The sequence below is a fragment of the Bradyrhizobium shewense genome, assembly GCF_900094605.1.
In the GTDB taxonomy this organism is placed as follows: Bacteria; Pseudomonadota; Alphaproteobacteria; order Rhizobiales; family Xanthobacteraceae; genus Bradyrhizobium; species Bradyrhizobium shewense.
Window position 1 is genome coordinate 248,494 of sequence record NZ_FMAI01000005.1, and the last position, 13,578, is coordinate 262,071.

Here is a 13,578-nt window from a genome sequence, read left to right on the forward strand (position 1 = left end):
TGACGCACATGGATGTCTTTTCGGCAGAGATTGCGCAATCCGTTGCGCTCACGATTGAGCTCGCCAGCGTGACGACCGTGATCCTCCTCGTGATTGGTGTGCCCGTCGCTTGGTGGTTAGCGCGCTCAAAGACTTTTTTGAGCGAGGCGGTGGCGACGATGATCGCCCTGCCGTTCGTGCTACCGCCGACGGCTCTCGGTTTTTGCGTACTCGTGTTGCTCGGCCCCAACGGACCGGGTGGCGTTCTCGCCTCTTTGTGGGGCGAGCGCACGCTCGCTTTTACCTTCGCAGGAATCGTGATCGGATCGGTCCTCTCGGCGCTGCCGTTGGTGGTGCAGCCGATCCGTAACGCCTTTGTCGCGATAGGCGATCGTCCGTTGGAAACTACGGGGTGCGTTTCGTCGTTGTATGCCTTCATTACCATCAGTGGGCCGCTGGCGCGATTGGAGTTTGTTAAAGCCGCCGTGGTTGGGTTTTCTCATACGATCGGCACATTTGGCGTCGTGATGATGATCGGCGGCAACATTCCTGGACGCACCAAGGTGTTGTCGGCCTACGTCGTAGACTACGTCCAAGCATCGGGCTGGCGCGAGGCGAGTGTGGTTGCCGGCGGTATGGTGATGTTCGCCTTTGCGGCACTCTTCGCCCTAGCCCTTATCGACAGACACTGTGCCAGGAGAGGCATCGAACCGTCTTAGGCTTGCCGGCCGGACATATCCGATCACGACCGAGCAGCAGTATTGCAAGCCGGATCCATCAATCCTTGGGTGGCTACAATGAACAAGCTTGTTATGGCCGCGGCGGCTGCTGGAATCGGCTTCAATTTAGTGCACTCCGCGCCTCTGCCCGAAGCGACGGCCGATGACCTCGGCGTTTCTCAGCAGCGCCTCGCCAAGCTAGACGAGTTCTTCGCTCGCGAAATCGCTCGCAAACGCGTGCCGGGTGCGGTGGTTGCAATCGCCAGGGACGGCAAGCTGATTCACTACAAGGCGTACGGGCAACTCGATCCTGCAAAAGGAAAATCGATGCGGCTCGACGCGATGTTCGCGCTTGCGTCTATGACCAAGCCGATGGTGGCTGTTGCGGGGCTTATCCTCATGGAGCAAGGTCGGCTGCCTCTACGGGCCAGGCTCACGGATTACTACCCGGAATTCGCAAACATGAAGGTGGGAGTGCCGCAGCATGACGGCCCATTAGAATTTCAAACGCAGAGTTCTCCGATCTACATCCACGATCTATATCGGCACACATCCGGGCTCACCTATGGCGCGCCCCCCGACAGCTCAGACAAGGTGGCGCGTCTCTATCCCGATTTCGCCGCTCCGCCACTGAGGGGCGATAAGCAGGCGTTCATCGAAGCCATCACCAAGCTGCCGCTAGCGCACCAACCGGGAACGGAATTCGAATACGGCTTCTCGACCGATGTGCTGGGAGCTGTCGTAGAACAGGTCAGCGAACAGCGATTGGGCGACTATCTTGCCAGCAATCTGTGGAAGCCCATCCAAATGCAGGATGCCACTTTCCATCTGTCGGAATCGCAACGCGAGCGCCTCGCACATCCATTTCCAGGCGACCCGCTGACGGGAAAGCCACAAGACATCGAGCTCCTCGAAAGTCCGACGAAGTTTGACTGCGGGGGAGCCTGCGCATTTGCGACAGTCGGTGACTACGTGCGCTTCGGACAAATGCTGCTCAACGGCGGGGAACTCGATGGGCAGCGCATTCTCGGTCCGAAGACGGTGCGCCACATGATTTCCGACCACCTCGGGGCAGAGATCAAAAATAAGGTCGCCAATGTGGAGGCGCACCGTGCCGGCTTCGGCTTCGGGCTCGGAGTAGCTGTACGCATAAACGAGGGTCTCTCGGCGGTTCCGGGCAATCCGGGTGAGTTCACCTGGAGTGGCGCCTACGGGACACAATTGTTATGCGATCCAAAGGAGCGTCTCGTCGTGGTGGTCGGAACGGCAGCGCCCGGAGAAATCCGGAAGTATTATCGCGAACAGGTCCAATATATTGTCTATGCTGCAATAATCCGATAATCCGCTTTCCGCCGAAAGGCTCGGCCAGCCGTTTGGGTAACCGGCAGACAGTGCTGCTACTACGCATCGATATCGACTGAAAGTCGGGGCCGTTACTTGCTATCCGCGTTGGCGCGGATCGCGCCAGTGCTTCAACAACGAGATCGCCTCCGCTATCGCGAAGAAGCTCTTGCAAGCGGGTTTGGTGTCGCGGATGCGCTAAGACGATCGCGCATTGCTATCGATCGGCTCGCGCGATGAACGCTCCTGTGATGGCTCTGAACTCCAGGCTCTCGCCCACCATCTTGCAGCGATGCCGTGCAGCGAGGCGCTTTGAATCAAAGGCAGTACTCTTCGTCGCCCGACAGCCGCTTTCGTGCGGGCTGCTTGCGTATGCTTTAACGCCCCATTGGTCAGCAATCGGCAAGTCTGATTAAGACTGGAGGGCAGTCCGGTGGCCGTCAACTGCACTAATTCTATTTAAAAACCGGCATTTCACGTGAGTGTCGCGGTCGTGCAAGAGCGAGCATGACGTAGCCGCCATGCAGTGGTGAACCATCATGCTGCTCTGTTGAAGTGCTTACATGGACGTCCAAAACCGGACACCATTAGCATGACAGATCAATGGCGCAGCTTATGGCTCGCTGGCTGCTTTCGCCAGTCCGCAACTCCCGAAGCGCTGGCTTGGTATCCGTTAAGTGTTTCGCTTCGGTGGCTTGTTTCTTGCTGAACGTCAGTAATTCGTTACGGTCGACGACAACTCACATGGAAGGCTTCATGGGTGGTGCAACGGAAACGTTCTATAGCGTGATCAGACGTCAAGGTATGACGCGTCGTAGTTTCCACAAATTCTGCAGTTTGACTGCCGCGAGCTTGGGACTTGGTCCGCTTGCCGCAAGCAGTATTGCCAACGCCCTGGAGACCAAACCGCGTGTGCCCGTCATCTGGCTGCACGGGCTCGAGTGTACCTGCTGCTCGGAAAGCTTTATCCGCTCGGCCCATCCCTTGATCAAGGACGCGCTGCTGTCGATGATTTCGCTCGACTATGACGATACGATCATGGCGGCGGCAGGACACCAGGCCGAAGCCATCCTGGAGGAAACTCGTGCCAAGTACAAAGGCAGGTATGTGCTCGCCGTCGAAGGAAATCCACCGCTGAAAGAGGGTGGCATGTTCTGCATTGACGGGGGCAAGCCGTTCGTTGAAAAGCTCAGGTCCATGGCGGAAGAGTCCATGGCGATCATCGCTTGGGGTACGTGTGCGTCATGGGGATGTGTGCAAGCGGCCAAGCCCAATCCCACTGGCGCGGCGCCGATCGATAAGGTGATCACCAACAAGCCAATCATCAAGGTGCCCGGGTGCCCGCCTATCGCAGAGGTCATGAGTGGCCTCGTGACTTTCATCACCACGTTCGGAAAGCTTCCGGAGCTCGATCGCCAAGGGCGTCCAAATATGTTCTATTCCGAGCGCATTCACGACAAGTGCTATCGGCGCTCCCATTTCGACGCTGGCCAATTTGTCGAAGAGTGGGACGACAAGTACGCACGCAAGGGCTATTGCCTGTACAAGATGGGCTGCAAGGGGCCAACCACCTACAATGCCTGTTCGGCCCTGCGGTGGAACGGCGGCGTTTCATTTCCGATTCAATCCGGCCACGGCTGCTTCGGCTGCTCTGAAGACGGCTTCTGGGATAAGGGGCCATTTTACGACCGACTCACAACCATCAGGCAGTTCGGCATCGAGGAGAACGCCGACCAGATCGGCATGGCTGCTGCCGGCGTAGTTGGGCTAACTGTCGCTGCCCATGCGGCGGTCACCGCCGTGAAGCGGTTGACTCACAAGCCGGATCGCGCAGCCCAAAAAAGAAAACCGAGTTGAGGAGGGGGCGACGGTGGCCGTCCAGACACCGAATGGATTCAATCTCGATCGTTCAGGCAGGCGAATCGTCATCGATCCGCTGACGCGGGTCGAAGGCCACCTGCGTGTCGAAGCCAATCTCGATTCCGACAATGTGATCCGCAACGCGGTCTCAAGCGGGACGATGTGGCGTGGCATCGAAGTCATCCTGCGCGGGCGCGATCCGCGCGACGCCTGGGCGTTCACCGAGCGGATTTGCGGGGTCTGCACCGGCACCCATGCGCTCACCTCCGTGCGCGCGGTTGAAAATGCACTAGGAATTGCGATTCCCGAGAATGCCAATTCGATCCGCAACATCATGCAGCTGTGCCTGCTCGTGCATGATCACCTCGTACATTTCTATCACCTGCACGCGCTGGATTGGGTCGACGTGGTCTCCGCGCTCAAGGCCGATCCCAAGTCGACCTCCGCGCTCGCGCAGTCTATCTCGCCCTGGCCGCTGTCGTCCCCTGGCTATTTTAAGGATTTGCAGATCCGGCTCACTAAATTCTTCGGATCAGGGCAACTCGGTCCGTTCAAGAATGGCTATTGGGGGCATCCGGCCTACAAGCTGCCACCGGAAGCGAACCTGATGGCTGTAGCGCATTATCTGGAAGCGCTGGATTTCCAGAAGGAGATCGTCAAGATCCAAGCTATCTATGGTGGTAAGAACCCGCATCCGAACTGGCTGGTCGGCGGCGTGCCCTGTGCGATCAACATCGAGGGAATTGGTGCGGTGGGTGCGATCAATATGGAGCGACTGAACATCGTGTCCTCGATCATCGACCGTTCGATCGAGTTTGTCGAGCAGGTCTACCTGCCCGACATTGCCGCGATCTGCTCGTTCTATAAGGACTGGCTTCATGGCGGCGGACTTTCGAGCAAGAGCGTGATGTCCTATGGCGACATCCCCGAAATCGCAAATGACTGTTCCGCCAAAAGTTTCAAGCTGCCGCGCGGGGTCATTCTTGGTGGCAATCTCAAGGAGATACTGCCGATCGACCATGGTGATCCCGAGCAGATCCAGGAATTCGTCGCGCATTCATGGTATAAATACCCCAGCGATTGCTGTGGACTGCATCCTTGGGACGGTATCACCGAGCCGCGTTTTGAACTTGGGCCAAAACTCAAAGGCAGCAAGACAGATATCAAGGAACTCGACGAAGGCGGCAAGTATTCCTGGATCAAAGCGCCGCGCTGGCGCGGCCACGCCGTGGAGGTCGGGCCGTTGGCGCGATACATCATCGGTTATGCGCAAGGCAAAGCCGAGTTCAAGGAGCCGGCCGAGAGACTGCTCAAGGGGCTCAATCTTCCCCTGACTGCGCTGTTCTCGACGCTTGGCCGAACTGCGGCGCGCGCGCTCGAATGCCAGTGGGCGGCGCATCAGATGCGTTATTTCCAGGATAAGCTGGTAATCCACATCAAGGCAGGCCATACGGCAACTGCCGATGTCAGCAGGTGGAAGCCGGAAAGCTGGCGCAAGGAGGCTAAGGGCTACGGGTTCAGCGAGGCCCCGCGCGGTGCACTTGGGCACTGGATCAAGATCAAGGACGGCAAGATCGACAATTATCAATGTGTCGTGCCGACGACGTGGAACGGATCTCCTCGCGATCCCAAGGGCAATATTGGCGCTTTTGAAGCCTCCCTGATCGGTACCCCGATGGCCGATCCGCAGCGGCCCCTGGAGATCTTGCGCACGATCCATTCCTTCGATCCGTGCTTGGCTTGTTCGACCCACGTGATGAGTCCTGACGGCCAGGAAATGGCTTCAGTCAATGTTCGTTAACGACATGCTGGACAAAGCTCGGAAGCTCCTTGCCGCCGTCGATGCGGAACCGACTGAACGGACCATCGGCGCTGGCATCGCCTACGCGCCGGTGCGACTGTGGCATTGGGTTAATGCGGCGGCCATTCTGATGCTGAGTTTAACCGGCTATGTCATTGGAACCGGAACACCGGCGATGTCGGGAGAGGCAAGCGGCAATTTCCTGTTCGGCTATATCCGCTTTGCTCATTTCTCGGCGGGATACGTGCTCAGTATTGGCTTTCTTCTGCGGATCTACTGGGCGTTAATCGGAAACGCGCATGCCATGCAGATCTTTTGGGTGCCGCTCTGGCGCAGGTGCTTTTGGCGCGAGGTGTACCACGAGATTCGCTGGTATGCGTTCCTTACAGTTGAGCCTGAGAGGCGCGTCGGGCACAACCGTCTTGCTCAGCTCGCGATGTTCTTCATGTTTACGCAGACGATCACGTTCATGGTCGTCACAGGCTTTGCACTTTATGGGCAAGGTGCCGGTACTGACAGCTGGCAGTACAAGCTGTTCGGCTGGGTATTTTCGATTTGGCCGAACAGTCAGGACGTCCATACCTGGCATCATCTCGGCCTGTGGGTGATCGTGACCTTTGCGCTGGTCCACATCTACGCGGCGGTCCGGGAAGACTCATGTCGCGCCGGAGCATCTCTTCTGTGATATTGGGCGAGCGCGGGTTTCGCGATTGACTGGCAAGCGGATGCTGAATCCGGAAAACAAGAAAAGGATCCTGGTGCTCGGCATCGGCAATATCCTGTGGGCCGATGAGGGATTCGGCGTGCGGGTGGTCGAGGAGTTTCATCGCCGCTACGCCATCGATGACAACGTCACCGTCCTTGATGGCGGCACACAGGGGCTCTACCTCGTCAGTTTTCTTGAGCAGGCTGATTGCCTGATCGTATTCGATGCCATTGACTATGGATTGCTGCCCGGGCAGTTGAAGCTTGTGCGAGATGACGAAGTGCCAATGTTTACCGCCGCCAAGAAGGTGAGTCTGCATCAGACCGGCTTTCAGGAGGTCTTGAGTGCGGCCGATCTGCTTGGCCGCCGCCCGCGAGAGCTCGCTCTCATCGGCTGCCAGCCGCTGGACCTGGAGCAATGGGGCGGTCCGCTGACCGCCCCGGTACGCTTTCAGATTGCGCCTGCGATTGAACTGGCTTGCAAACTCCTGGCGCAGTGGGACTCGCCGGCAAAACCGCGGACCGCGCCGCTGCCTGCATCAGAACGGCTGTTGGCGAACAATATCGACCATGCAAATTATGAGATGAGGGCGCAGCCGATCTAGCGGCGAGCGACTAACCATGTGCCTTGGCTTGCCAATGACGATTGTCGAGACCGACGGCATCACGGCGCTGTGCGAGTATGGGAATGAACAGCGGCGCGTCTCGGTCATGCTGCTCTCCGACGCCTCAGTCGGCGCCAAGGTGCTCGTTCATATCGACAGCGCGGTGCGGCTTTTGGACGAGAATGAAGCAAGGCTGATCTCGGAAGCACTTGACGGGCTTGAGGCCAGCCTCAACGGCCAGGACTGCGATCGCTTCTTTGCGGACTTGATCGGTCATGAGCCGCAATTGCCGGAGCACCTGCGCTAGCAGTTCCGCTCGCCGTTGCGCCGACTAGGCTTGCACACAAATCGAATTCCAGTCGCACGTAACCTTTGCATGGAAAATGTCAGGCGCTTCGAGCCGTTGGTTCGAGCAGGACGCGGCCAGACGGTGACTGGCATGCGCCTTGCTATTACCCTGCTAGAACCGAACATTATCAGAAAGGCGTGTGATGAAGTTGCAGCCGGCGCAGCATGGTCTGGCGCGGCCCGCTCCGTCCGACGTGGAGGGCGTCAGTGTCGATGGACGCCCGGTCGCGCACGCTCCCGTGAGGTCGGCCGTGATGCCACAGTCGGCGGCCGATCCCCTATATATACTCCGGATCATCCAGCCCGCGTTCTTTCCTGAAATGGTCAAGGCGTTTCGGCGGCGCATGCGAGGTGCAGTGCCAGCGCGCGGCGTAGGTGGCGAACTGGTTGAGTGGCTCGGCCTGCGAGGCCCATCGACGCCGATCCTGTGCCATCGGCACCATACACTTCGCCTGATCGCCAGGAGACCGGTCCGTTTGGTCACGATCGATCGCATCTTGGTACCGATGGTTCGGTCACACGCCGGCAGCGCTTGTGTCGGCAAGTGCATTGCCTCTCGATATAGCCAACGGAACATCGCATCATGAAAGCAGCGATCCGCGTTATATCCGACGGCGCCGACGGGGCGGCGAGTGACCTTGCCACTGGCGCTGGAAGTCTCGATGTAGTCTATAGCGGGTTGACGAGTGCGAGTGCGCTCGCCGAGCGCGCTTGGCGCGACAGCGACGAGCTTGCAAGCAACTATCCGAATGCCATGGCGCTGTTATCGAATGCCGCTGCTGCCGTTGGCGGCCAGAGAAGCCGCGCTCGGACACAACTGTACGGACTCGCGAATCTCAGCGATCCCGAGCGCAAGCTGATAGGCGAAGTGCTCGGAGAAGGTGAGGTCGCCGGCGTGGTTGCGCTGCCAGATGGTTCTTTGGCGCAAATCCGGGAGTCCGTGCTTGCAGGAATCTGGCGCGTGCGCATCGGGGGCGAGCCTGCGCACGAATATCTTGAGGTCGGAGCGATCCCGCAGATTGTCCGGCGCGCCGCAACTGACCTGACATCCGCCGATCTTGCGATCGGCGCGGCGCCGGACGGCGCAATGAACGTGCAACCGGTGCTCGCCGAAATACGCGAGCGGGCGCGCGTCTGGCGCTTTGGCATGCGCGCGCATGTCATCAATCTCACGTCGCTGCCGATGAGCGTTATCGACCTAACATTCCTGCAGCAAAGCATGGGCAATGGCCCGGTCCAACTCATCTTCCGCGGTTACGGCACGTGCCGAGTGCAGGCGACCCGGATCAGGAACGTCTGGTCGGTGCAGTTCTTCAATTCTACGGACAATATCATCCTTGATACGCTGGAGGTCGGCAGCGTGCCGATTGTTGCGTTGGCTGCCGACGAGGATTTCCAGGACTCTGCCGAGCGCATGCAGGAAATTATTAAGGCGTACTTCACATGAAGAGCTTGGAGAACATTCGGCATCGGGTGGGATCCCGTAGACGGCGCGGGCGCAGCGACCGCCGGCATACCTCGCGCAGGACGTTGGTGGAGCGGTGCGCATGAGCCTCGCTGCCCACAATAAAATCGATGTCACCGTGTTGCTAGCTGCCGACGTAGTCGCCGCGATCGAGATCCTACCGCGGGTCCGGCCGCCGCTGGCGCGGCTGTTCACTGGAAAAAAAGCCTCGTCGCTGCTCAAGGTGCTGCCGCGGCTCTTCGCGTTGTGTGCCGCTGCGCAGCAAACTGCACTGCTGTCCGCGGTGGAGACGGCGCGCGACGAAGTGATCACCCGCACGACAAAACAGCATCGTATTGCGCTTATCGTTATCGAGCGCATCGCGGATTTGCTACGGGGCCTGTTTGTCGGACATTTTACGCACTACATCGGCAGTGCGGCGGCAACCCGCTCTCTTATGCGGGGAATGTCAGCGCTTCTCGGCAGCGCACAGCCAGCCTGGGACTCCGCTCAATGCGAAGCAACGGCGCGGATCGTGGCTGCGCTGAACGCGCTCGGCATGCCGAATGAGGGGGACGCGGAGAGGTCCGATGGCCCATTGGCGCTTCGCATTGCAGCGCTTGATGAGATCGACCTAAAGTCAATTCCGGCGGAGCACTCGTTCCTGTCCGTTGCGGACGACCTCAACGTCATTAAACGGCTGCTCGTGGATGGCGCAACATTTTGCTGTTGTCCGGATCTTGACGGACATGTGCCCGAGACGGGTCCATGGGCGCGCCAAATGACGCGTGATCGGCTCTCGCCGAGCCCCTCCGGTGCGGCCGAGCGGCTGAGGGCCAGAGTTGCCGAAGCCCTCCGGTTATGTGCCTGGCTCAAAGCCGGTGCTCAGATTGACGCGGCGGAGCATGGGATTATCGAAAGATATAAGTTGGGGCCCGGCCGTGCGGCGGCAGCGGTCGAATGCGCCAGGGGCCGTCTCTACCACGCGGTTGAGCTTGATCCTCAGGGCCGGATATCCCGCTTCGAATTCCTTGCGCCGACGGAGTGGAATTTCCACCCGCGCGGACCGCTTGTCCGCAGCCTGCAGGGCGCGGTGCTGACGGCTAGACGACGTCGGGATGCAGTCGATGCGGTGATTGCATCGCTCGATCCGTGCGTCGGGTTCACTCTCAATTTTCGCGAAGTTGGCGATGCATGAAATGGCGATTTGTCTTGGCATCATTCAAATCGTCGAGGAGGAGGTACGTCACCGATCGTTTTCGCGGGTGCGTAGCGTCTGTCTAGAGATGGGAGCGCTCAGTCATGCCGCGCCCGAAGCGATCAGGTTCTGCTTTGCTGTCGTGGCAGCGCGGACCGTTGCCCAGGGTGCAGTCCTTAATATCATCGAACTGCCAGGCGTTGCCTGGTGCATGAGCTGTTCGAAGAACGTCGAGATTGCGCGACGCGGTGAATGCTGTCCTTGCTGCGGCAGCTATCAGTTGCAGGTGACTGCGGGTGAACAGATGCGCGTGAAAGAGCTGGAGATCGATTGATGTGTACCGTTTGCGGCTGCACCGAAGGGACGCCGTCGACCAAACGCGCCAATGCGCATGATGCGGAGAGCCATGACCGACACGATGCCCATGTGCGGGACGATTGCGATCGCCATTGTGCCCCTCCGCATGAAAACCAAGGCCCGCAGCGTTCAAACCATGCTGGCGATAGTCATAGGCGCCATCGTCGGTCTGCCCATCAGGCTCATGGTGGGCAGGCCTTTCTGGGTGCCGGCGCCGGCCCGGCTGGCTTGAAGGTCGCGGGCATGAGCAGAGAGCGGGTCATTCAGATCGGGCGCGATATTCTTGGCAAGAATAATGGTATTGCGGCGGATAACCGCGCGCTCTTCGTCGCGGATGACCTGCTTGTATTTAATCTTTTGTCCAGTCCCGGTGCAGGTAAAACGACGCTGCTCGTCCGCGGGGTGTCTGAACTCAAGCGTAGCCGGCCGGTCGGCGTCATCGAAGGCGACCAGCACACCTCGCACGATGCCGAACGCATTCGGGCCACCGGCGTGCCAGCCATTCAAGTCAACACCGGCAAGGGTTGCCATCTCGACGCTGCGATGATTGGCGAGGCTTATCGCCGCTTGCCGCTGCTCACGGGTGGTATTCTCTTCATCGAGAACGTCGGTAATCTGATCTGTCCCGCAGCCTTCGATCTTGGCGAGGCCTGCAAGATCGTAGTGCTGTCGATTACCGAAGGTGAAGACAAGCCGCTCAAATATCCTGATATGTTTGCCGCTTCTTCGCTCATGGTGATCAACAAGATTGATCTGGTCCCACTGCTTGAGTTCGATTTGGGCAAGACGATCGAATACGCTAGACGAGTCAATCCAAAGATCGACGTGCTTGTAGTTTCGGCTCGTACGGGTGAGGGTTTTGGCGCGCTCTACGCGTGGATCGATAGACAGGCGGGGCATCAGAGGCGCGCCCTAGAAGACACAAGGTGATGAGCGCCCCAACCACCTGCGACCGAACGCGGCTGCGCGTGCGCGTGAGTGGGGCCGTACAAGGGGTCGGCTTTCGTCCTTACGTCTATGGACTCGCCATGCGCTACGGATTGGCGGGATTTGTCATCAATGGCCCCGAGGGTGTTACGATCGAGGTCGAGGGCCACCGTGCGTCGGAGTTTGTCGCCACGTTGCCGCTCGAGGCGCCTCCATTGGCACGCATCGACCACATCTGCGTTCGCGAGACTGCTGCGCTCGCGGCGAAAGACTTTTCGATCGGCTCGAGCGAAGGCGGCAAATTGTCAACCCAGATCGTCGCTGATGCTGCTGCCTGCCAGCAATGCCTCAGGGAGCTGTTCGATCCAGAAAATCGGCATTACCTTTACCCCTTCATCAGTTGCTGCCATTGCGGCCCACGCTACACCATCGCCGAACGGCTGCCGTACGACCGCCGCAACACCGTGATGGGGGCTTTTAGGCTGTGCGCCGCCTGCGCGGCCGAATACGCCGATCCGGCGAGCCGCAGGTTTCATGCGGAGGCGATCGCGTGTCCGACATGCGGGCCTCGGCTCAGCCATGGGATCAGCGCCATTGTCGCGGCAATCGCGGGAGGACAAATCGTGGCGATAAAGGGGCTGGGGGGATACCAGCTACTTTGCGATGCGCGTAACCAGGACGCCGTGCAGCGTCTGCGCAGGAGAAAGCAGCGCCTTCAGAAGCCGTTCGCGGTTATGGTCGATTCCATAGAGCGCGTCAGCGACATCGCGGAGGCGAACGCGCCCGAGCTTGCGCTGCTCGAATCCGTAGCACGTCCCATCGTCCTTCTTTCTTCGCGGAACAATTTGGCGGCTGCCATAGCTCCGGGCTTATCGCGTGTGGGTGTCATGCTGCCTGTAGCGCCGCTGCATCACCTCATCCTTCATGCGCTTCGCTCGGCAGGAGCATGTGCGCGGACCGGCCCGGTCATCGTCGCCACCAGTGCCAATCGTTGCGGCGAACCGCTCCTGATCGACAACGCGCAGGCGCTGCGGCGGCTCAAGGGGATCTCCGACCTTATCGTGACCCATGATCGCGATATAGTGACGCGTGCTGATGACTCCGTGGTGTCGGTGGTGGCTGACCGGCCGCAATTCATTCGTCGTGCCCGTGGCTATGTCCCCGAACCAATAAGGCTTGCGAAGTCTGTGCCGCCCGTGCTTGCCGTCGGCGGCGCACTGAAATCGACCGTCACCATCACGCGGGACAACCAAGCGTTCGTCTCCCAGCATATTGGCGATCTGGATACGGCCGAAGGCATCCGTACGTTCGAGGAGACGATCCGACACCTCACATCGAGCCTTGACGTGGAGCCTCTCGCCATCGCCCATGATCTGCATCCAGATATGGCTTCTACCCGGTTTGCGGAAGCAAATGGCCGCGCGCTGGTCGCTGTCCAGCATCACCACGCACACGCTGCCGCAGTAATCGCCGAGCATGGCCATACGGGACCTGCGCTTGCCCTGGTGCTCGATGGCCATGGCCTTGGCTCCGAGGGCGGTAACTGGGGTGGCGAGCTATTGTTGTGCGAAGGGACGAGGTGCCGACGCATCGGGCACTTAGCGCCCCTGCAAATGCCTGGTGGAGATCGTGCAGCCCGCGAGCCGTGGCGCATGGCCAGCGCAGTATTACATGAGCTCGGCCGGGGTAACGAAATCGGGCGGCGCTTTGCGGCGCAACGGCAGGCTGGATGTGTGTCGGCCTTACTCGAACAGCCGGGCGGGGCCACGACGACCAGTGCGGGCCGGTTGTTCGACGCGACAGCGGCGCTGCTGGGGATTGCGAGTTTGCAGAGCTATGAGGGCGAAGCGGCGATGAAGCTCGAGGCGCTGGTGCGGCGGACTGCGATTCTCGAATCCGGCTGGACGATCGCTGGCGCCGTGCTGTCGCTTCGTCCGCTGTTTGCGCGTTTGATTGCAGATGACATTGACGCGGTGGGCGGAGCCGGGCTGTTTCATGGCACCTTCGCCGCCGCCTGCGTTGACTGGGTCACACGGTCTGCGCGGACAACGGGCGTTAATACCGTCGTTCTGAGCGGCGGCTGCTTCCTGAACGCGGCGCTGGCGGATGAAATCCCGCGCGGTTGCAGCGCTGCCGGCCTTACCCCGCTCTTGCCACGGCGGGTGCCGCCCAATGATGGCGGTTTAAGTCTTGGCCAGGCCTGGATTGCCGCCCTGCAGATAGCTCAACAGTCGTCCGCCAGGGGAGGAACAGCCTGATATGTGTCTTTCGGTTCCGGCAAAGATTGCGAAAAT

General features: G+C 59.8%; 11 protein-coding genes and 1 pseudogene. All 12 read left to right on the plus strand.

Going from position 1 to position 13,578, the window contains the following annotated elements; translation table 11 throughout:
* Positions 1-8: 8 nt before the first annotated feature.
* The 12 genes and pseudogenes from GA0061098_RS12175 (at position 9) to hypF (ending at position 13,542) form a co-directional block, all read left to right on the plus strand.
* Positions 9-698, plus strand: coding sequence for a molybdate ABC transporter permease subunit (locus GA0061098_RS12175; RefSeq protein WP_165637307.1), 690 nt, complete (start codon positions 9-11; stop codon positions 696-698).
* Between the two features lie 78 nt (positions 699-776).
* Entirely contained in the window at positions 777-2,039 is a 1,263-nt protein-coding gene (locus GA0061098_RS12180; RefSeq protein WP_091956538.1) for a serine hydrolase domain-containing protein, read from the plus strand.
* A 756-nt stretch (positions 2,040-2,795) separates the two neighbouring features.
* Positions 2,796-3,896, plus strand: coding sequence for a hydrogenase small subunit (locus GA0061098_RS12185; protein ID WP_091956646.1), 1,101 nt, complete (start codon positions 2,796-2,798; stop codon positions 3,894-3,896).
* A 13-nt stretch (positions 3,897-3,909) separates the two neighbouring features.
* Entirely contained in the window at positions 3,910-5,700 is a 1,791-nt protein-coding gene (locus tag GA0061098_RS12190) for a nickel-dependent hydrogenase large subunit (protein ID WP_091956539.1), read from the plus strand.
* Positions 5,701-5,704: 4 nt separating this feature from the next.
* Positions 5,705-6,414 (plus strand): annotated as a pseudogene (cybH, locus tag GA0061098_RS12195) (Ni/Fe-hydrogenase, b-type cytochrome subunit).
* 11 nt (positions 6,415-6,425) lie between these two features.
* Positions 6,426-7,010, plus strand: a complete 585-nt coding sequence (locus GA0061098_RS12200) for a HyaD/HybD family hydrogenase maturation endopeptidase (RefSeq protein ID WP_091956541.1) — start codon at positions 6,426-6,428, stop codon at positions 7,008-7,010.
* Between the two features lie 16 nt (positions 7,011-7,026).
* On the plus strand, positions 7,027-7,317 hold the full coding sequence (locus GA0061098_RS12205) for a HypC/HybG/HupF family hydrogenase formation chaperone (RefSeq protein ID WP_091956542.1): 291 nt from the start codon (positions 7,027-7,029) through the stop codon (positions 7,315-7,317).
* A 624-nt stretch (positions 7,318-7,941) separates the two neighbouring features.
* Entirely contained in the window at positions 7,942-8,805 is an 864-nt protein-coding gene (locus tag GA0061098_RS12215) for a hydrogenase expression/formation protein (RefSeq protein ID WP_165637308.1), read from the plus strand.
* Between the two features lie 100 nt (positions 8,806-8,905).
* A complete protein-coding gene (locus tag GA0061098_RS12220) occupies positions 8,906-10,000 on the plus strand; it encodes a hypothetical protein (protein ID WP_091956544.1) in 1,095 nt (364 codons plus the stop codon).
* The gene (hypA, locus tag GA0061098_RS12225) at positions 9,993-10,334 is read left to right on the plus strand and encodes a hydrogenase maturation nickel metallochaperone HypA (protein WP_091956545.1); all 342 of its coding nucleotides are present in this window, start codon (positions 9,993-9,995) and stop codon (positions 10,332-10,334) included. Before GA0061098_RS12220 ends, hypA begins: the two co-directional genes overlap by 8 nt.
* Positions 10,334-11,287, plus strand: coding sequence for a hydrogenase nickel incorporation protein HypB (hypB, locus tag GA0061098_RS12230; protein ID WP_091956546.1), 954 nt, complete (start codon positions 10,334-10,336; stop codon positions 11,285-11,287). The genes hypA and hypB overlap by 1 nt, the downstream gene beginning before the upstream one ends.
* Positions 11,287-13,542 carry a carbamoyltransferase HypF gene (gene hypF / locus GA0061098_RS12235; RefSeq protein ID WP_091956547.1) on the plus strand — a complete coding sequence of 752 codons (2,256 nt, stop codon included), beginning with the start codon at positions 11,287-11,289 and terminating at the stop codon, positions 13,540-13,542. Before hypB ends, hypF begins: the two co-directional genes overlap by 1 nt.
* Positions 13,543-13,578 lie beyond the last annotated feature (36 nt).

Coding starts and splice junctions, on each gene's coding strand:
- GA0061098_RS12175 (WP_165637307.1), top strand. CDS start 9: ATGGATGTCTTTTCGGCAGAGATTGCGCAATCCGTTGCGCTCACGATT.
- GA0061098_RS12180 (WP_091956538.1), top strand. CDS start 777: ATGAACAAGCTTGTTATGGCCGCGGCGGCTGCTGGAATCGGCTTCAAT.
- GA0061098_RS12185 (WP_091956646.1), top strand. CDS start 2,796: ATGGGTGGTGCAACGGAAACGTTCTATAGCGTGATCAGACGTCAAGGT.
- GA0061098_RS12200 (WP_091956541.1), top strand. CDS start 6,426: ATGCTGAATCCGGAAAACAAGAAAAGGATCCTGGTGCTCGGCATCGGC.
- GA0061098_RS12205 (WP_091956542.1), top strand. CDS start 7,027: ATGTGCCTTGGCTTGCCAATGACGATTGTCGAGACCGACGGCATCACG.
- GA0061098_RS12215 (WP_165637308.1), top strand. CDS start 7,942: ATGAAAGCAGCGATCCGCGTTATATCCGACGGCGCCGACGGGGCGGCG.
- GA0061098_RS12220 (WP_091956544.1), top strand. CDS start 8,906: ATGAGCCTCGCTGCCCACAATAAAATCGATGTCACCGTGTTGCTAGCT.
- hypA (WP_091956545.1), top strand. CDS start 9,993: ATGCATGAAATGGCGATTTGTCTTGGCATCATTCAAATCGTCGAGGAG.
- hypB (WP_091956546.1), top strand. CDS start 10,334: ATGTGTACCGTTTGCGGCTGCACCGAAGGGACGCCGTCGACCAAACGC.
- hypF (WP_091956547.1), top strand. CDS start 11,287: ATGAGCGCCCCAACCACCTGCGACCGAACGCGGCTGCGCGTGCGCGTG.